Origin of the sequence: Sphingobium phenoxybenzoativorans, from assembly GCF_018286635.1 — a bacterium.
Lineage (GTDB): Bacteria > Pseudomonadota > Alphaproteobacteria > Sphingomonadales > Sphingomonadaceae > Sphingobium > Sphingobium phenoxybenzoativorans.
On the sequence record NZ_CP073910.1, the window covers coordinates 39,662 to 58,852 of the forward strand.

Annotated in this window: 16 protein-coding genes; 6 read left to right on the forward strand and 10 right to left on the reverse strand. The window is 64.5% G+C overall.

Annotated features, from left to right (window positions below; all coding sequences use genetic code 11):
- The first annotated feature begins 37 nt into the window (after positions 1–37).
- On the forward strand, positions 38–1,285 hold the full coding sequence (locus tag KFK14_RS00215) for an SAM-dependent methyltransferase (RefSeq protein WP_212609451.1): 1,248 nt from the start codon (positions 38–40) through the stop codon (positions 1,283–1,285).
- A gap of 35 nt (positions 1,286–1,320) precedes the next feature.
- Here the strand turns inward: KFK14_RS00215 and KFK14_RS00220 are convergent, their stop codons facing one another.
- Positions 1,321–2,202: a helix-turn-helix domain-containing protein gene (locus tag KFK14_RS00220; protein ID WP_212609452.1), complete on the reverse strand. Its 882-nt coding sequence runs from the start codon at positions 2,200–2,202 to the stop codon at positions 1,321–1,323.
- A gap of 82 nt (positions 2,203–2,284) precedes the next feature.
- Here KFK14_RS00220 and KFK14_RS00225 point away from each other — a divergent pair, with 82 nt between their 5' ends.
- On the forward strand, positions 2,285–3,268 hold the full coding sequence (locus tag KFK14_RS00225; RefSeq protein WP_212609453.1) for a GGDEF domain-containing protein: 984 nt from the start codon (positions 2,285–2,287) through the stop codon (positions 3,266–3,268).
- 47 nt (positions 3,269–3,315) lie between these two features.
- On the opposite strand, the gene KFK14_RS00230 is transcribed toward KFK14_RS00225, so the two are convergent.
- The 8 genes from KFK14_RS00230 to KFK14_RS00265 form a co-directional block, all read right to left on the reverse strand.
- A complete protein-coding gene (locus tag KFK14_RS00230; RefSeq protein WP_212609454.1) occupies positions 3,316–3,999 on the reverse strand; it encodes a Fe2+-dependent dioxygenase in 684 nt (227 codons plus the stop codon).
- A gap of 12 nt (positions 4,000–4,011) precedes the next feature.
- The gene (locus tag KFK14_RS00235; protein WP_212609455.1) at positions 4,012–4,743 is read right to left on the reverse strand and encodes an energy transducer TonB; all 732 of its coding nucleotides are present in this window, start codon (positions 4,741–4,743) and stop codon (positions 4,012–4,014) included.
- 195 nt (positions 4,744–4,938) lie between these two features.
- Entirely contained in the window at positions 4,939–7,359 is a 2,421-nt protein-coding gene (locus tag KFK14_RS00240; RefSeq protein ID WP_212609456.1) for a TonB-dependent receptor, read from the reverse strand.
- 174 nt (positions 7,360–7,533) lie between these two features.
- Positions 7,534–8,361: an HpcH/HpaI aldolase/citrate lyase family protein gene (locus KFK14_RS00245; RefSeq protein WP_281417197.1), complete on the reverse strand. Its 828-nt coding sequence runs from the start codon at positions 8,359–8,361 to the stop codon at positions 7,534–7,536.
- A 55-nt stretch (positions 8,362–8,416) separates the two neighbouring features.
- On the reverse strand, positions 8,417–9,139 hold the full coding sequence (phbB, locus tag KFK14_RS00250; RefSeq protein WP_070158282.1) for an acetoacetyl-CoA reductase: 723 nt from the start codon (positions 9,137–9,139) through the stop codon (positions 8,417–8,419).
- 26 nt (positions 9,140–9,165) lie between these two features.
- On the reverse strand, positions 9,166–10,188 hold the full coding sequence (gene hemH, locus KFK14_RS00255; RefSeq protein WP_212609458.1) for a ferrochelatase: 1,023 nt from the start codon (positions 10,186–10,188) through the stop codon (positions 9,166–9,168).
- Positions 10,185–12,458, reverse strand: coding sequence for a xanthine dehydrogenase family protein molybdopterin-binding subunit (locus KFK14_RS00260; RefSeq protein ID WP_212609459.1), 2,274 nt, complete (start codon positions 12,456–12,458; stop codon positions 10,185–10,187). Before KFK14_RS00260 ends, hemH begins: the two co-directional genes overlap by 4 nt.
- A 201-nt stretch (positions 12,459–12,659) precedes the next feature.
- Positions 12,660–13,094, reverse strand: coding sequence for a CoA-binding protein (locus KFK14_RS00265; RefSeq protein ID WP_070155690.1), 435 nt, complete (start codon positions 13,092–13,094; stop codon positions 12,660–12,662).
- A 238-nt stretch (positions 13,095–13,332) separates the two neighbouring features.
- On the opposite strand from KFK14_RS00265, the gene KFK14_RS00270 reads away from it, so the two are divergent.
- Positions 13,333–14,403, forward strand: a complete 1,071-nt coding sequence (locus KFK14_RS00270; protein WP_070155688.1) for a type I restriction endonuclease — start codon at positions 13,333–13,335, stop codon at positions 14,401–14,403.
- Between the two features lie 25 nt (positions 14,404–14,428).
- Here KFK14_RS00270 and KFK14_RS00275 read toward each other — a convergent pair whose 3' ends face one another.
- The gene (locus KFK14_RS00275; protein WP_212609460.1) at positions 14,429–15,394 is read right to left on the reverse strand and encodes an Mrp/NBP35 family ATP-binding protein; all 966 of its coding nucleotides are present in this window, start codon (positions 15,392–15,394) and stop codon (positions 14,429–14,431) included.
- A 114-nt stretch (positions 15,395–15,508) separates the two neighbouring features.
- Here KFK14_RS00275 and hflK point away from each other — a divergent pair, with 114 nt between their 5' ends.
- From hflK to KFK14_RS00290, 3 genes are all read left to right on the forward strand, one after another.
- Positions 15,509–16,642 (forward strand): FtsH protease activity modulator HflK, encoded by a 1,134-nt coding sequence (gene hflK, locus KFK14_RS00280; RefSeq protein WP_246524779.1) that lies wholly within the window; start codon positions 15,509–15,511, stop codon positions 16,640–16,642.
- Positions 16,642–17,487: a protease modulator HflC gene (gene hflC / locus KFK14_RS00285; protein ID WP_212609461.1), complete on the forward strand. Its 846-nt coding sequence runs from the start codon at positions 16,642–16,644 to the stop codon at positions 17,485–17,487. The genes hflK and hflC overlap by 1 nt, the downstream gene beginning before the upstream one ends.
- Before the next feature lie 139 nt (positions 17,488–17,626).
- On the forward strand, positions 17,627–19,135 hold the full coding sequence (locus tag KFK14_RS00290; RefSeq protein WP_070155682.1) for a Do family serine endopeptidase: 1,509 nt from the start codon (positions 17,627–17,629) through the stop codon (positions 19,133–19,135).
- Positions 19,136–19,191: the final 56 nt, after the last annotated feature.

The following is a 19,191-nucleotide window of genomic DNA, read 5'->3' on the forward strand; positions in this document are numbered from 1 at the left end:
TTTGACGCAGCCGTTATGATCGCGCATTACCAATAACATGTGGCTATTCGAGAAAGTGCTGAGCCGGCTGGTCAGCCGGGGACGCCTCACCCTTGTCTACTCCGATGGACGGAGCCGCCAGTTCGGCGCGGCCGACCCCGACTTCCCTGATCTGACGCTTAAACTGCACGACAAGCGCGTGCCGTTCGATATCGTCCGCGACCCCCGCCTTGGCATCGCCGAAGCCTATATGGACGGCCGCGCCACGATAGAGGGCGGCGACATCATGGACTTCATCGCCTTCATCCGGGGCAACAACCCCTGGGAAAGCGGCAAGGACATCGACGCCGCCAGCCCCGTCAGCAGGGCGGCGAAGAAGATCGCCCGCCGCGTCGCGCAGGTGAACGATCGCCGCAAGGCGAAGGCGAACGTCGCCCATCATTACGACCTGTCCGGCGCGCTCTATTCCCTGTTCCTCGACACCGACCGCCAATATAGCTGCGCCTACTGGCCGGACGCGGACAACAGCCCCGGCATCAGCCTGGAACAGTCGCAGGTCGACAAGAAGGCGCATATCGCCGCCAAGCTGGCGCTGGAGCCGGGCATGAAGGTGCTGGACATCGGCTGCGGCTGGGGCGGCATGGCGCTCTATCTGCACAAGACATGCGGCGTCGACGTGCTGGGCGTCACCTTGTCGGAGGAACAGTTGAAGGTCGCGCGGCAGCGCGCGATCGACGCGGGCGTCGCCGATCATGTCCGCTTCGAGCTGATCGATTATCGCGACGTCGGCGCGGAGCTGGGCGCACCGTTCGACCGAATCGTTTCGGTCGGCATGTTCGAACATGTCGGCACCGCGCATTTCCAGGAATTTTTCCGCCACTGCCACAATCTGCTGACGCCGCAGGGCGTGATGCTGATCCACACGATCGGGCGGATGAAGCCAGGCCGCACGGACGCCTTCACCCGCAAATATATCTTCCCCGGCGGCTATATCCCCGCGCTGTCGGAAATGGTCGCGGGGTCAGAACCCAACAAGCTGATGATCACCGATGTCGAGGTGCTGCGCCTCCATTACGCGCTGACCCTGCGCGAATGGTACAAGCGCACGCAGGAGAAGAAGGCGGAGATAGAGGCGCTGTACGATGCCCGTTTCTTCCGCCTGTGGAGCTTCTACCTCGCCGGGGCGACCGCCGCGTTCGAACATGGCGGCATGGTCAATTTCCAGGTCCAATATTGCCGCGACCGCCGCACCCTGCCGATCACGCGGGACTATATGGCGGCGGCGGAGGTAGCCCTGCGCGGGTAGGCCAGGCCGCCGGGCTGGACGAAACCGCAAGGCCGCTATTGCACGCTCCGCCGGAAGGCCAGCGGCGTCATGCCCTTGGCCTGCTGAAACTTCCTGCGCAGATTGGCGGTGGTGCGGAAACCGCACATCTCCGCCACCTGTTCCACCGACATCCGGCTGGTCGCCATCATCTCCGCGGCGGCATCGACCCTTCGCTGCAGGATGAACGCATAGGGGGATTGCCCCGTTGTCGTCTTGAAGGCGCGGCCGAAATGATAGCGGCTGAGTCCCGCGACGCCCGCCAGATCCGACAGGCTGAGATCGTGCGCCAGATTATCCCCGATATAATCGATCACGGCGCTGGTCTGCCGCGCGGTCAACCGCCCGGCCCCCTGCATCTGCGGCAGCGACAGCACCTCTATCGCCGCGATCAGGCAGGCGCTTTCCGCATGGAGGCTGTCCAGCGCCTGATCGGCAAAGACCGTCTGGAACTTGCGCATCGTCGCGGGCAGCGGTCCCCCGCGCGCATAGAGGACGGGGGCGAGCGACGCCTCGCGATATCGCATGTCCATCTCCTCCCGCAGCAGCGTTGCGTCGAAATAGAGCGCGGTGAAGCTGTTCGTCCGGGCGGTCGCGGCGGACCAGCCCTGTACGGAACATCCACTTGGCAGAAATGTGATGGTGCCGCGCAGATCCCGCCTCTGGTCCATCGCCAAATCATCGACGCGTATCTGCCCCTGATCCAGAACGATGTCATGCAGGGCGAGATAATGATTGTTGCTGACCCGCTGGAAACTGAACTCGCTGGCCCCATCCACGCTCACCAGCTCAACCGCGAAGCCGCGCCAGCTCCTAGACAGGCGGCTCGACAGGTCAAGCGGACGCCCCGCATGCCGCAGGCATAGGTCAGGCTGAATTCCCGATTGTTTTTCTATCATTGAAAGATGCTGCAATGTTCCATTTCTTGCTCTAGGAGCATCGGAATAGGCAGGCATTCTGAGCTTGCCAAGGGGGAAATGCGTGGGGAAACAAAGCTCTAACCGGAAGATCGCAGAGGAGGTCATCCGGTTCCTGGACAAGCATATGCTGGACCCGACGCCAGCCAACTATGCTTTCGCCTTTCTCTACATCACGGAAAGCAACGGCCTGCTGCGCAAACTGGTCAACGACATCACCGATGGCGGCGTCCGCCTGACCCAGGGTGAGGTCGACGACATGATGACGAACACCGCGGATGGCGCCGCGGATGACACGGCCGCGATCCCGTCCGACGCGATGGACGATATCCAGAAACAGCTCCGGCATCAGGCCCTGACCTTCACCGAACTGACGACCGCCGCGCTCTCCGACGCCAGCACGTTCAACCGCGATCTGGCCGAGGGCATGGAGCAGATCGCCGCCGGGTTCGACTTTGCCGGCGTGATCAGCGCGATGCGGCAGAAAACCGCGGAGGTGGAGCGCAAGCTGGCCGAGACGAAGAAGGAGACCGAAAAGCTCCGGCTCGACCTGGACGCCGCGCGCAACGACGCCTCGCGCGATGCGCTGACCAGCCTGTCCAACCGCCGGGCGATGGACGAGAAGATTGAGGAGGCGTTCCGCAAGAGCGCGCGCATCACCATCGCCTTTTGCGACATCGACCATTTCAAGTCGGTCAACGACCGGTTCGGCCATGCCGTGGGGGACCGCGTGCTGAAGGCCGTCGCGGATATTCTCCAGACGGGCCTTGCCCCCTACCCCGTGGCCCGCTTCGGCGGCGAGGAATTTGTGGCGCTGTTCCCCGATATGGCGGAGGCGGAGGCGTTCGGCCTGATCGAGCAGGCGCGCGTTACCGTCAGCGAGAAATTTTTCCGGCTGCGCGACACGGACGCGCCGCTGGGCCAGGTCACTTTTTCCGCCGGGATCGCCTCCACCACCTCCAACCCCGAACAGGCGCTACAGGATGCGGACAAGGCGCTTTACGAAGCCAAGAGCAGCGGCAGAAACCGGACGATTATCGCATCATGACGCTATGCCCGGTGGGATAACCGCCGCCGGGGCACCCGTCACGCCGATCAGGCGTCGGCCCAGCGCCGCAGCAGATTGTGATAGACGCCGGTCAGCTTGATGACCTCCGGCGCGCCCTGCCCCTGCGTCGCGGCTACCGCCTGAATGGCGCTGTCCAGATCGAACAGCGTCTGGCGCTGGCTGTCGTCCCGCACCATCGACTGAATCCAGAAGAAGCTGGCGACCCGGCGGCCGCGCGTCACTGGCTCGACCCTGTGCAGGGATGAAGCGGGATAGAGGATCATGTCGCCGGCGGGCAGCTTCACCTGCTGCACGCCGAAATTGGTTTCGACCGTCAGCTCGCCGCCATCATAGTCGTCCGGATCCTCCAGGAACAGGGTCGCGGACAGGTCGCTGCGCACGCGGAACCCGGTGCCCTTCTGGATGCGGATCGCATTGTCGACATGGGTGTCGAACGCCTGCCCCCCGCCATAGCTGTTGAACAGCGGCGGAAAGACGCGCAGCGGCAGCGCGGCGGCGATGAACAGCGCGTTGCGGCTGACCGCATCGAACACGATCTGCGCCGCCTGCTGCGCCTCGGCCGAGTCTTCGGGCAGTTGCAGGTTGCGCTTGGCGAGCGCCGACTGGAAGCCGGAGGTGACATTGCCGTCCACCCACTGCGCGGTGTCGATCAGCGCGCGGACGCGCGCTACGCCCTCGGCGTCGAGCAGACCGGGAATGGGGATCATCATGGGCGGATGCGCTCAGCCCTTGAGGACGAAGGGGATTTCGACGACGCCGCGCACCTGCACCGGCTGCCCGCCCCGGATCGTCGGCTCCCAGCGCCAGGTCCGCACGGCGTCGCGCGCGGCGTCATCCAGGCGGGGCGATCCGCTGCTCTGCGTGATCGCCACCGACGCCACGCGCCCGTCCACGCCCAGCGTCAGGGACAGGACAACCGTACCCTGTTCATGCTTGCGGCGGCTTTCGATCGGGTAGCGCGGCGGCTTGCCGGACACCATGCGCGTGCCCAGGTCGCCCGCATCGATGGTCGACGGGATGGCGACGGGCGCGGGTGGCGCAGGCGGGGCCTGAACCACGGGCAGCGGCGTGATCTTGTCGATGACGGGCACCTGATAGACGACCGGCACGGGGGTCTGCACGATCGGGCGCGGCGCCACGACTTCCGGGCGGGTCGGCGGAACCGGCTCCGCCTCTGCGGGCGGCGGCGGCGCGGGCGGGGTCAGGTTGACGACGGCCAGCGACGCCGCCTTCTTCTGGATATAGATGGTGCGCATCTGGAACAGCGCGCCGAACAGGGCGACATGGATCAGCGCGACAGCGATGGCGGCGGGCATATTGATCCGCCTGGCGCCATAGCGTTCGCCGCTGCTGTGCCCGGCGGACGGCGGAGCGGCGGGCCGGCGCGGCGCGAACGAGACGGCGCGGGCATCCGCCTCGGCCACCTCATCGATCTGCGTGACGGTATCGAACATGCCACCCCTGTTCCCAATTGGCCCGGCGGGGCCGCCTTATCGCAAAGCGTAATGCGAATCAATTGCATGTGAACCGCAAATGACAATCTGTTTCGCATTCGCACAAACAGTGCGGGCGGGCGTTTCACCCAAGGGGAGTGAAAGCGCCCGCCCGTCCTCCGCCCCCGGAGGAGAGTGATCAGCCCGGAAGGGGGATCAGAAGGTGTAGTTCAGGCTGAACACCGCCGAACGGGTCGGTGCCGGCTGCGCCCAGCTTCCGCCGACATTGTTGCGAACCGTCGTCACATATTTCTCGTTGGTGAAGTTCTGGACGTTCACCTGCGCCGTCAGTTGATCCGTGATCGGATAGTTCACCATGAAGCGGTGAATGGTGTAGCTCGGCACATTATAGGCGACATAGTTCCCGGCCGTGAGCTGCGCGAGGGTCGGCTGATTGAGCAGGAACTTGCCCTGATAAGTCAGGCCATAACCCAGCTCCAATCCGAAATCGAAGCGGTAGGTGGTGAACAAGCTGCCCGAATGCTTGGGCGCATTGGTCAGCGAATAGCCGCGCGTCGGATCGGGGAAGGCCGCACTGTTGGCGCATGTTCCCGCTGTCGCATCCACCGCGCCCGGATTGGCGAGGCAATAATCGGACACGCCCTGTTTGATCTTGCTTTTCAGGTACATGTAGTTGGCCGAAATCGTCCAGTTGGGCGTGATGTTGCCGGACGCGCCAAGTGAAATGCCCTCGACCCGCTGGAAGCCGTCCGTCGCCTGGTCAGGCAGGGTCGGATCGCCCGAAATGACCTTGATCTGGTTCCGGTCGTTGCGGAACAGCGCGGCGGTCAACAGCAGCTTTGCGTCAAACAGGTCAGCCTTAGCGCCGATCTCATAATTTTCGGTCGTCTCCGGCTTCACGTTGCAGGTCAGCGCAGAGCAGGAACCATCGACAGACACCTTGGAAGGCAACTTGGAGTTGCCATAGGCGACATAGAAGCTGGTGCTGGGTGTCGGCTTGACCACTGCGCCGATGCGATAGGAGAATAGATTGTCATCCACTTCGAACGGCCCGGTTGCCGCGCTGATCTGGCCCAGATTGGCGGACCCGGCGGTCGTCACATAGCTGAGCGTCCGGTTTTCGCCCTTCACCTTCTCATAGCGGATGCCGCCATTCAGCTCGAACCAGTCGGTGAACTTCATCGCATCGAACAAATAGGCGGCATAGCTGGTCTGCTCACCAAAGTTCTTGCTTGTCTGGATGAAGTTGATCGGGCCGTTATAGGTGTTGTTGCCATAGGTGAAACCCGCCGGACCCTGCACGATCGTCTCCGGGTCGTTGATGTAGACCAACGGGAAGGCTGGTGTTGAACCGTCCGGGTTGCGGGGCAGCGTGCCCTGGTTCTGGCGATACTTCTCCCACAGCGCGGACGCGCCGATCACCAGCGTATGCTCGATGCCGCCGGTTGCGAAATCGGCGCTCAGGTCGATCTGGTTATAGGCGGTTTCGTTGTGAATGAAGCGCTCCACGCCGCGTCCGCCAGTCGGCAGATAATAGCCGGCAGGAACCGTTGCCGGGCAGGCTGCGCTAACGCCGTTGATGTCCATCGGCTGACGGCCGGTGGAGGCGAGGCAGAAGGTGCCGTTGGGCTGGCTGGTGATCGTGTCCTGACTGATATTCTCGTAGCGCGTCAGGTTACGGATCTTCACCGTGTCGCTGAACTGGTGGCTGAAAATCGCCTGGAGCGACTTGGTCTTGCTGTTCTGCTGATCCAGATTGGCGAAGCCATAATAGCCGCCGCGATCGAAGTCCGGCACGAAACCGCCATTGTTCGCATAATAGCGGATGCCATATTGCGGCATCGCCTTGTCATCCAGATATTCGCCCTGCAGGGTCAGGCTGGTCGGGCCGTCAATGCCTAGAGTGATGGCGGGCGCGATGCCCCAGCGCTCATAATCCTCGACATCGCGGCCTGGCACGTCATTGCGATGATAGACGGCGTTGATGCGCACGGCGATCATGTCGCTCAGCCGCTTGTTGGCGTCGACGGTGGCGCGGTAATAATTGTCGGTGCCGACACCCGCATTCAGGATCGTCTGGTCGTCGGCCAGCGGCCGCTTCGTCACCAGGTTGATGGTGCCCGCGACCGAGCCGCCGCCGTTCATGACAGAGTTGGCGCCGTTGGTCACTTCAACCTGCTCGATATTATAAACTTCGTTGCGGTTCAGGAATGCGCCGGAACGGACGCCGTCGATGGTGACGTCGTTCTTCGCGTCCTGACCGCGCAGGATGATGCGGTCGCCATAGCCGAAGCCGCCTTCGCCCGCGCCGAAAGTGATGCCCGGCACAGTGCTCAGCACATCGCGCAGGGTGAGCAGGTTCTGCTGCTTGATCGTTTCCTTGCCGATGACGGTGATCGTCTGCGGCGTATCCAGCAACGGCCGGACATATTTCGGCGATTCCGCCTTTTCAACCTTGATCGGACTTTCGTCGATCGCCGTGTCGGTCACGGTCATGCCACCCAGCTTCTGCTGGCTGTCCTGTGCAAACGCGGTCTGCGATGTGGCGATGGCGCCAATGCAGGACAACGCCAGGAAAGCCGGCGTCGCACCACGATTTTTCTTGCTCACAGTCATCGATTCCCCCTTCGGAAAGTTGGGGGTCAGTTATTGAGAGTCATTCGCACTGTCAATCGCTATTGCGAACTGATTTCATCTCTGTCGCAAAATGTAGCCGAATATTGCCGCCCGCCTCATCGATCGAGAAATATTGGGAAATATGGGAGCGCCGTACGGCCGGAAGCAGTGGCTTTACGCCGTCCGGGCAAGCAGGGCCTGGGCGCGCTTAAGATGCGGGCCGTCGATCATCTTGCCGTCCAGGACAAGCACGCCCGCGCCCGGATTGTCCTGAAACGCCGCCACCACGGCGCGCGCATGCGCGATGGCGGCGTCCGATGGCGTGAAGGCGGCATTGATGACCGGCACCTGATCGGGATGAAGCGCCATCATGCCCAGGAACCCGTCCCGCGCGCCCCGCGCCGCATAGACCGCAAGCCCGTCCAGATCGCGGATCGCGGGATAGACCGTCTCGATCGGGGCGACCTCCGCCGCCGCGGCAGCGAACAGCGTCAGCGACCGGGCGATTTCGTAGGGCGGCGTATAGCTGCCATCCTCATGCCGGGCGGACAGCGCGCCGATCGCGGCGGGCAGGTCCTCCGCCCCCCATGTGACGCCGATCAGCCGCGCGCCCGACCCGGCATATTCGCCCAGATGGAATATCGCCCGCGGCGTTTCGGTCGCGATCGGCAGGATCAGGCCGTCCTCATCCCCCCTTTCGCGCATCCGCCGGTCCAGATCGGCCATCGACGCCGCGCCTTCGGCCTTGGGCAGCACGACGCCGGTGGGCCGCGCGCCCATCACGGCGTTAAGATCGGCATCGGCCAGCCCGCCGTCCAGCGGATTGATCCGCACGAACAGCGCGACATCCCTTCCGGCTTCCGCCAGGAATGCGGCGACCTCCGCTCGCGCGCCTTCCTTCGCGGACAGCGCGACCGAATCCTCCAGGTCCAGGATCAGCGCATCCGCGCCGCTGTTGAGCGCCTTGCGCATGCGTTCGGGCCGGTCGCCCGGCACGAACATCAAGGAGCGCAGGCGCGACGGGCGAACCACTGGCACAGCCACTGACACCTGCGGCTCAATACATGTGCTGGCCGCCATTCAGCGACAGGGTGGAGCCAGTGACGAAACCCGCATCCTCGCTGACGAGGAAAGCGACGCCGCGCGCGATTTCCTCGGCTTTGCCCAAGCGGCCGACCGGCACCTTGGCGACGATCTTCTCCAGCACCGGCGGCGGCACGGCGGCCACCATGTCTGTGTCGATATAACCAGGGGCCAGCGCATTGACGGTGATGCCGAACCGCGCGCCTTCCTGCGCCAGCGCCTTGGTGAAGCCATGGATGCCGGACTTGGCGGCGGCATAATTCACCTGGCCATATTGCCCGGCCTGACCGTTCACCGACCCGATATTGACGATCCGGCCCCAGCCGCGCTCCTTCATGCTGGGGAAGCAGGCCTTCGCCATGTTGAAGCAGCCGCCCAGATTGACGCGCATCACTTCGTTCCAGTCGTCGAAGCTCATCTTGAGCAATATGCCGTCGCGGGTGATACCAGCGTTGTTGACGACGATATCGACGGGGCCGATGTCGGCCGCGATCTGCGCGCAGCCGTCCAGGCATGCCTGATGATCGCCCACATCCCATTTATAGACCGGGATGCCCGTCTCCTCGGAAAAGGCCTTCGCCTTCTCATCATTGCCGCCATAATTGGCCGCAACCTTATAGCCCAGCTCCTTGAGCGCAACGCTGATTGCTTCCCCGATGCCCCGGCTTCCGCCGGTCACGACCGCTACTCTGCTCATGCGCTTTTCCTCTCCTTGGATGGGTCCTATGGGGTGACGTTCAACCACCCCTGCAGTTCCCGCGAAATCAGACTCTCGTACAAGATGATAGCCTCGGAATCCGCGTTAAGACAGGGGATGCAGGCGAAATTTTTGCCGCCATTTACGTGGAATGTCTCCGCCCCCTGCAGCGCGATCTCCTCCAGCGTTTCCAGACAGTCGGCGGAAAAGCCGGGCATCATCACAGCAACGGAACGGACACCTTCCGACGCCATTCGCGCCAGCGTCGTATCGGTCGCCGGTTCCAGCCATTTCGCGCGGCCGAAGCGCGACTGGAAGCTGATCGCGACCTCCCGCCCCATTGCTTCGGACAGCAGCCGCACGGTCTTTTGCGCCTGGCAAAAATAGGGGTCGCCCAGATGCAGCGTCCGCTCCGGCATGCCGTGGAAGCTGGCGAGCAGCACGTCCGGCGCGAAATCCAGCGCGGCCAGATGCCGCTCCGCTGACGCTTTCAGCGCCGCAATATAGGCGGGGTCGTCATGATAGGGCGGCAATGTCCGCACCGCCGGTTGCCAGCGCATATCCCCCAGCGCCCGGAACACGGCATCATTCGCGGTCGCCGTCGTCGCCGCGCTATATTGGGGATAGAGCGGCGCGATCAGGATGCGGTCGCACCCCGCCGCCTTCATCGCCGCCAGACGGGAGGGGATGGACGGATAGCCGTAACGCATCGCCCAGTCGACCAGCACATCCGGCCCGAAGGCATCCTTCAGCGCGGCGGCCGTGTCATGCGTATGAAAGGCGAGCGGCGACCCGCGCTCCGTCCATACCTTCGCATAGGCATGGGCGGATTTTTTCGGGCGGGTGGTCAGGATGACGCCGCGCAGGATCGGCTGCCAGATGGCGGGCGGGATTTCCACGACCCGCCGGTCGGACAGAAATTCCTTCAGGTATCGCTTCACCGCCCTGGCGTCCGGCGCATCGGGCGTGCCCAGATTGACGATCAGCACGCCGATGCGGCGCGGCAGGACATCGGGGTGATCGCGGGGAGGCGCCGATCCCGCCGTCATGCCGGCGCCACCAGCGGCAGCGTGCGGAACCGCGCGCCCGTCACCGTGAACAGCGCGTTGGCGATGGCGGGCGCGACCGGCGGCACGCCAATCTCGCCAACGCCGCCCGCCGCCGCATTGCTGCGGATCAGCTCGACCGTAACTTCGCCGACATCGGCCAGGCGCGGCAGGCCAAGCCGCCCCAGGATCGCGCGGGTGGGCAGGCCCTTCGCATAGCTGCCCGACGCGCCCATGGCGGAGGCGAGGCCGAAGATCAGCCCGCCCTCTATCTGCTGCCGGGCGATGTCGGGATTGATCTGATCGCCGCAATCGACCGCCGCGACGATGCGCGGCACGGTCAGCTTGCCATTGTTCAGCCCCGCCTCCACCAGCACGGCGATGTAGGCGCCGTTCATCGCGTGGCAGGCGATGCCCTGCCCGCTGCCCGCAATCCCGCCCTGCCATCCGCCCATCGCCGCCGCCGTGGCGAGGCAATGGGCAAGGCGCGGCTGACCGCCGAGCATCTGGATGCGGAAGGACAGCGGTTCTATCCCCGCCGACTTGGCCAGCTCGTCGATGAAGCTTTCCGTGAAGAAGGCCGAATAATGATTGGCGTTGGACCGCCAGCGCCCCGTGGGCAGGCCGATGTCGGCGGGATAATGGTCGATGGCGAAATTCTTCATCGCATAGGGCGTCGTCATGCCGGACACCGCCAGCCGGTCGGCGCGCCCCGACGCCGCCTTCGCCGCGTCATGGGGCAGCGCGCCATCGGCGATCCGCGCCCATGTTTCGGCGAGGGCAGCGGGCGCGGCGACCTTCGCCAGCCAGCCCTCGATCACCCCGTTGCGGCCAAGCTTCGCGGCCATGCGCGCATGGGCGGGCGCGCGGGGCAGGTCGCGGATGATGTCCTCCGCCCGCGACCACATGAGCTGCACCGGCTGCTTCATTTCCTGCGCGATGATCGCCGCCTGCACCCCGGCCTCGAAATCCATCTTCCGGTCGAACGATCCGCCCGCATGCAGCGGATAGAGGATCACATCGCCCTTCGAGAAGCCCAGCGCCTCGGCGATCGCCGCCCGCGCGAAGGTGGGCGCCTGCGTCGCCATCCACACTTCCGCCAGCCCGTCCTTCACCCGCGCCGTCGCCGCCATCGTCTCCATCGCCAGGTGCAGCGCAGGCGCGACCTGATATTCGCTGGCGACGATGGTCGCGCCCTCGAACACCGGCAGCAGGTCGCCCTGCTCATACAGCCGCCGTCCGCCGCTCCCCGCAAATGCGTCCTCCAGCGCCTTTTCGATGCTGGCGGTGTCGACCGGCCTGTGCGGCAGGGTGAACACAGGGTCCAGCAGGTCCAGCGCCTTGTTCGCCGCCCACCAGTTGGACGCGACCGCCGCCACCCACCGGTCGCGCCGCACCAGCTTGCGGAACCCCGTCACCTTGGCGGCGGCGGCCTCATTGACCTTGCCCAGCGTCGCATCGCCCACCGGTCCCTGCCGGATCGATGCGTACAGCATGTCGGGCACGCGGATGTCGGCGGCGAAGGTCATCGATCCGTCGATCTGCGCGGGCAGGTCGATCCGCGGCACGCTTTCGCCCGCCAGCCGCCCGTCCGCATCGCTATCCTGCCGCAGCGGCAATATCTCCGGCAGGTCGAACGCGCTCGCCTCCGCCGCCAGCTCGCCGATCTTCAACCGGCGCTTGCCGCCGTCCGACACGATGCCATTCTTGATGTCGCAGCTTTCCCAGGCGACGTCCCAGCGCTTGCCCGCCGCCTTGCACAACAGCACGCGCGCCGCCGCCCCGGCGTCGCGATAGCTGTCATGGAACATCCGCACCGATGTCGATCCGCCGGTCAGCATGATCGCGTTGCGGGTGGCATATTCCTTCAGCGCCCAGTCGCCCACGCCGCCCAGCATGGTCGTCAGGTCGCCGCCGCGCCATTCCTCGACCAGCAGCGTATTGGCGTAGAGCGCGCTGATCGGGGCTGGCTGCACCGCAACCGCGCGCCAGTCCGCGCCCAGCTCGTCCGCCAATATCTGCGGCAGGACGGTGGTGACCCCCTGCCCCATTTCGGTCTGCGGCACGATGACGGTGACGACGCCGGACTTGTCGATTTTCAGGAAAGCGCCGAACAATTGCTCGCCCGGCGACACATTGACATTGGCCTTGTAATCGCGCGGCCACAGGCTCCAGGCGACCAGCAGCCCGGCGGCGGCGCCCCCGCCGACCAGCATCGTGCGCCGGTCGATCGCGATCCCCTGCCTCTCCTTCGATCCCGGTGCGCGCGCCATATATCAGCCTGATAGAAGGCCCCGCGCGAAACGGGAAGGTGCTAAAGTGGCGGGAGTCACTTGGAGCCGAACGGCCTCCGCAAATTACCCCCCTCCGTTCGCTTCGAGCGTAGTCGAGAAGTCTCGCGCAGTGTCTCGACTTCGCTCGACACGAACGGAGATTGGAGTGCTTCCACGTAAAATGGACAACTCCAGCCCCCTTCACCCCTCCCCCACAGGCGTCAGACCCAGCCTGCGTATCTCAATCGCCGGGCAGCGGTCCATCACCACTTTCAGCCCCGCCGCCTCGGCCCGCGCCGCCGCTTCCTCGTTGACGACGCCCAGTTGCATCCACACCGCCATTGCGCCCGCCGCGATGGCGTCATCGACCACCGCGCCCGCCGCCGCGCTGTTCCGGAAAATGTCCACAATGTCGATCGGCACGCCGATGTCGGACAGGCGGTCCCACACAAATTCGCCATGAATATGCTCGCCGGGGATTTGCGGATTGACCGGCAGCACCCGGTATCCATGATCCTGCAGCACCTGCATCACGCCATAGCTCGGCCGGTCCGGCCGGTCCGAAGCCCCCACCATCGCAATGGTCCGCGCCCCGTTCAGCAGGGCGGCGATATCTTCGTCACGGGTCAATGGCATGGGGGTTCTCCTTTATGAGTGGAGATAGGTACGAAAAGGCCGCAGCAAAAGACAGTGGTCAGGATGCGCGTGCGGCCAGCATCTTCATCTGGAAGCGTGGCAACTAGCCTGCATCATCGTAAACAAAAACAACGGCTTACTTTCGAAATATATGATCCCTCAAATATGGCTCCAATTGGCGTGGACCAGATGATGGCGACACGGCATCATTGTTCTTGTCTTATTGGGGGATAGGATCATGGACCTGGCGACGCGGCTTTCCGAACTTCAGAAGCGGACCATAGAACATCGCGAAGTTTTGCTGACTGAGGAGGCAGCCAAAACCGCCTTGGTCATGCCCTTTCTTCAGGCTCTTGGATATGATGTTTTCAACCCCAGCGAGGTTGTGCCGGAGTTTATCGCCGATGTCGGCACCAAGAAAGGCGAGAAGGTCGATTACGCGATATGCAAGGGTGGGAAGGTCACCATTCTTGTCGAATGCAAGCCTTCGTCGCTTGAATTGAACATCAATCACGCCGGGCAACTTTTCCGTTATTTCAGCGTGACGGATGCGCGTCTGGCAGTCCTCACCAACGGCGTGGTTTATCAATTTTATGCGGACATCGAAAAACCGAACAAGATGGATGAAAAGCCATTCTTCACATTCACGATGGATGCGATCAAGCCAACCGACGTCAAAACCCTGGAGAAATTTGCCAAATCTTCCTTCGACATCGACAAGATCGTGCAGGAAGCAGGCAATCTTAAGCTGCAGTCGTTGATCCGCATCGAATTGGCGAAGGAGTTTTCCGAACCGTCGGAAGAATTTGTCGGCATGATGGCGCGGCGCATACATGAAGGCCGCCTTACGCCGGCGATCAAGGATCATTTCGCCAAGCTGCTGGCCAACTCCATCGCCACTTTCATTCGCGATCTGGTCACGGAACGCCTGTCCTCGGCCCTGAACGCTTCTGCCCCAAGAGATCCTGATATCGAGGAGGAAACGGCCCTCACCGACAATTCGGAAATTATAACGACGGCAGAAGAAATATCAGGGTTTCATATTGTTCAGGCCATCGCGTCGAAGTGGGTGCATCCAAAGCGGATCATACTTCGTGACGCGAAATCCTATGCCGCCATTTTGTTGGACGACAATAATCGCAAATCCATTGCCCGCATGCACTTCAATGGCGTCACCACCAAATATTTCGGTACATTTTCCGGGAAGGATGAAGAAAGGCACACTATCGCGGACCTGACCGATATTTATCAGTTCGGTCCCCAGATAGAGGCAAGGCTGAGGGAACTGGATGATAGCCTGACAAGATAGCGCCCAGATCAGCGCCTATCGCAAACTACCGCCCCTTCCCCAACCACGCCGCCACCTGCTCCGCAATCGCCCGGAAAGCCTCCGCCTCCGCGCCATCCCCAGCCGCAGGCGGCTCCCCCGCGTCCGATGCCGTGCGTATGCCCATCGCCAGCGGTATCCGTCCCAGGAACGGCATGCCCATCTCGCCCGCCGCTTTCTCCGCCCCGCCGGAGCCGAAGGGGTCGGACACTTCCCCGCATGACGGGCAGGCATAGCCCGCCATATTCTCCACCAGCCCGATCAGCGGCACGCCCGCCTGCTCAAACAGGCTGACCGCGCGCGCCGCGTCGATCAACGCCAGGTCCTGTGGCGTGGAGACGATCACCGCGCCCGCGGGCTTGTGCTTCTGGATCATCGAAAGCTGCACGTCGCCGGTGCCGGGCGGCAGGTCGACGATCAGCGTGTCGATCCCGTCCCAGCGCGCATCGACAAGCTGGCTCAATGCATTGCCCGCCATCGGCCCGCGCCACGCGATCGCCTGCCCCGGCTTCACCAGATGCCCCATCGACAGCATCGGCACGCCCCAGCGGCTCTGGATCGGGAACATCTGCTTGTCCTGCGCCTCCGGCTTCTCGCCCTCGCTGCCCATCAGGCGCGGCTGCGACGGGCCATAAATGTCCGCATCGACCAGCCCGACCCGATGCCCCAGCCGCTTCAATGCCACCGCCAGATTCGCCGACAGGGTGGACTTGCCGACGCCGCCCTTGCCCGAACCCACGGCGATGATCCGCAGCGCGGTTTTTTCCTGCGTCATCGCGATCCGCACATCGTCCACGCCCGGCGCATCCTGCACCGCGTGGCGCACCTCGCGCTCCATCGCCTCGCGCACGTCATTGGACAGGCCGGTCACGTCCAGCACCAGGGTCAGCATGCCCTCGCGCAATCGCAGCCCGCTGGTGCGGCCCATGGTGAGGGAGGAGAGGCGATCGGCGATGGCGGAAAGATCGGTCATGCGCGGCCCCATAGAGCGGAACGCGCGCCTGCGAAACCATCCTTCACCACCTATCCAACGGGAAATCGCGGCAGAGGACTGTTTTTCCCCGCTGCGCCTACCTATAGAGACCAGATGAGCAGTTTATTCGGGTGGATGCCCGCAATCGTCGCCGCAATGAGCCAGGGGCCGTGGGGCGGCAAGGGTAACGACTCCGGGGGCGAGGAGCCTGGCGGGGATAAAGGCGATGGCCGGAGCGATGGCCCGCGCAACCCGTGGACGCAAAAGCCCGGCGGCGGCGGTCCCTCCGGCGGCCGTGGCCCCACGGCGATAGACGAGCTGATCCGTCGCAGCCGGGAAAGCTTTGGCGGCGGTTTCGGCGGCGGCTTTCCGCAGGGTCCGGGCGGCCGGGCGCTGTGGCCGATCGCGCTTGGCCTGATCGTCCTTGTCTGGATCGCGCTGACCTCCATCCACCGCGTCGGCCCGCAGGAGCGCGGCATCGTGACGCTGCTCGGCAAATATAGCCGCACCCTCTCGCCGGGCATCAGCCTGACGCTCCCCGCCCCGCTGGAATCGGTGGAGACGGTGGATGTGGAGGAAATCCGCACCGTCGACATCGGATCGGCCGAAAGCGACCGCGAGAATCTGATGCTCACCGGCGATCAGAACATCATCGACCTGGCCTATTCGGTGCGCTGGAACATCCGCAACCCGGAGCTTTACAAGTTCCAGCTCGCAGACCCCGACACGACGATCCGCGAAGTCGCCGAATCGGCGATGCGCTCGGTAATCGCGTCCGTCTCGCTGGACGATGCGCTCGGCGCGGGGCGCTCGGCCATCGAGCAGCAGGTGGAGCAGCGCACCCAGCAGATCCTGGACAGCTACAAGTCCGGCGTCCGCATCCAGGGCGTCGCGATCAAGCAGGCGGACCCGCCCTCTGCCGTCAATGACAGCTTCAAGGAAGTGTCCGCCGCGCAGCAGACGGCGCAGACCTACCTCAACGAAGCGCGCGCCTATGCGCAGCAGCTCACCGCCCGCGCACAGGGCGAAGCCGCCGCCTTCGACAAGGTATATAGCCAGTATAGCCTCTCGCCGGAGGTCACGCGCCGCCGCATGTATTATGAAACGATGGAGGCGATCCTGCCGGGCCTGGACAAGACGATCGTCGAGACCGGCAATGTCACCCCCTATCTGCCGCTGCCTGAACTGAAGCGCCGCGCCGCCGCCGCGCCCGCTGCCGCAGCCGCCGCCAGCGAGGGAGGCCAGTAATGCCGTTCATCCTTCGCAACCCGATCGCCCTCGCCCTCATCGCCATCGCGCTGCTGATCCTGCTGGGCAGCACCGTGTCGATCGTACCGGAGACGCGCCAGGCGGTGATCGTCCGCTTTGGCGAGCCGGTGCGCATCGTCAACCGCTACCGCCCGAACGAGGCGTTCGGCGCCACCGGCGCGGGTATCATCGCCCGCCTGCCCTTCGCCGAGCAGATCGTCTGGATCGACAAGCGCGTGCTCGCGGTCGAGATGGAGCGGCAGCAGGTGCTCTCGACCGATCAGCTCCGGCTGCAGGTCGACGCCTTCGCCCGTTACCGCATCGTCGATCCGCTGCGCATGTATATCTCGGCGGGCAGCGAGGATCGCGTGTCCGATGCGCTCAAGCCCATTCTCGGCTCGGCGCTGCGCAACGAACTGGGCAAGCGGCCCTTCGCCGCGCTGCTCAGCCCGGAACGCGGGCGGGTGATGGAAAATATCGCGCAGGGCCTCAACCGCGTCGCCCGCCAATATGGCGCGGAGATCGTCGACGTGCGGATCAAGCGCGCCGACCTGCCGGACGGCACGCCGCTCGACACCGCGTTCCAGCGGATGCGCACCGCGCGCGAGCAGGAATCCAACACCATCCGCGCGCAGGGCGAAAAGCAGGCGCAGATCATCCGCGCCGAAGCCGACGCCAGCGCCGCCAAGGTCTACGCCGACAGCTTTGGCAAGGATCCGCAATTCTACGACTTCTACCGCGCCATGCAGGCGTACCGCCGGACCTTCTCGCCCCAGGCGGGCGGGCAGACGCAGGTGATCCTGTCGCCGGACAACGACTTCCTGCGTGAGTTCCGGGGTAAGTGACGCGAAGGCGGGGGTAGGTAATCGGCCTTTTCCCTCACATTATGGGAACGGCCGCCATTCAATGTGGGTTAAGGGAGACGGGAGCAACTCAATGCTCCCTTTTCCTCCATCGCCCCTTTGACAGAGAGGATTTTCATTAGTGCGTTACGCATATGCCATTACCGGGGCCTTGCTGCTGGGCGGCACGGCCATCGCCGTCACCTCGACCCAGCCGCTCGGCGCCCAGACCGCGCAGAATGAAGGCATGCAGGCCGCCGCCCCCGTGGGCGCGCCCGGCAGCCTCGCCGATATGGTCGAGAAGCTGCAGCCGGCCGTCGTCAACATCTCCACGCGCCAGCGCGTCCAGGTGCAGAACCCCTTCGCCGGCACCCCCTTCGGCGATCTGTTCGGCGGCGGTCAGGGCGCTCAGCCCCAGACCCGCCAGGCGCAGTCGCTCGGTTCGGGCTTCCTGATTTCGGCGGACGGCTACATCGTCACCAACGCGCATGTCGTTTCGGCGGGCGCGGAGGGCGCGACGGTCGATTCGATCACCGTCACCCTCACCAACCGCGAGGAATATTCGGCCAAGCTGATCGGGCGCGACACCGCCAGCGACCTTGCCGTGCTGAAGATCGACGCGAAGAAGGCCCTGCCCTTCGTCAAGTTCGGCGACAGCACCAAGTCGCGCGTCGGCGACTGGGTGGTCGCGATCGGCAACCCCTATGCGCTCAGCGGCACCGTGACCGCCGGCATCATCTCCGCCGTCCACCGCAACACCGGCGGCGGCAGCGACCGCTTCATTCAGACCGACGCCTCGATCAACCAGGGCAACTCGGGCGGTCCGATGTTCGACATGCGCGGCAATGTGATCGGCATCAACTCGCAGATCCTGTCGCCGTCGGGCGGCAATGTCGGCATCGGCTTCGCCATTCCGTCCGAACAGGCGGTCCCGGTCATCGACACGCTGCGCAAGGGCGAGAGCGTCAAGCGCGGCTATCTGGGCGTGCAGATCAGCCCGCTGTCGGAGGATATGGCCGACTCGCTGGGCCTTGCGAAGAATCGCGGCGAATTCGTCCAGTCGGTCGAGCCGAAGCAGGGCGCGGCCAATGCCGGGATCAAGGCGGGCGACGTGATCGTGAAGGTCAATAATCGCGAGGTCACGCCGGACGAAACCCTGTCCTACATCGTCGGCGGCCTGCCGATCGGGCAGAAGGTGCCGATCGAGCTGATCCGCGGCGGCCAGCGGACCACGGTCACCGCCGTCGTCGGCCAGCGCCCGCCCGAAGAACAGCTCGCCAATTTCGGCAGTGGCGATTCGGACGATGACTTCTCCGACAAGAGCCCGCAGGGCAGCGCCGCCGCGGCGCAGCAGGCGCTGGGCATCGCGGTCCAGCCGCTGACGCCCTCCATCGCGCGCCAGATCGGCGCGGCGCCCGACACGCGCGGGCTGGTGATCAGCAGCGTCGATCAGTCCACCGACGCGGGCGCGAAGGGCCTGCAGCGCGGCGACGTGATCCTGTCGGCGAACAACCGCCCGGTCACGACCGAGGCGGAGTTCAACGCCGCCATTGCGCAGGTCAAATCCTCCGGCCGCAACGCCGTGCTGCTTCAGGTGCAGCGCCGTGGCGGCCAGGCCGGCTTCATCGCCGTCCGCCTGCGCGACAAGTAAACTATTTTCCCTCTCCCCTCGCGGGAGAGGGATGCCTAAAACACCGTTCGTCCTGA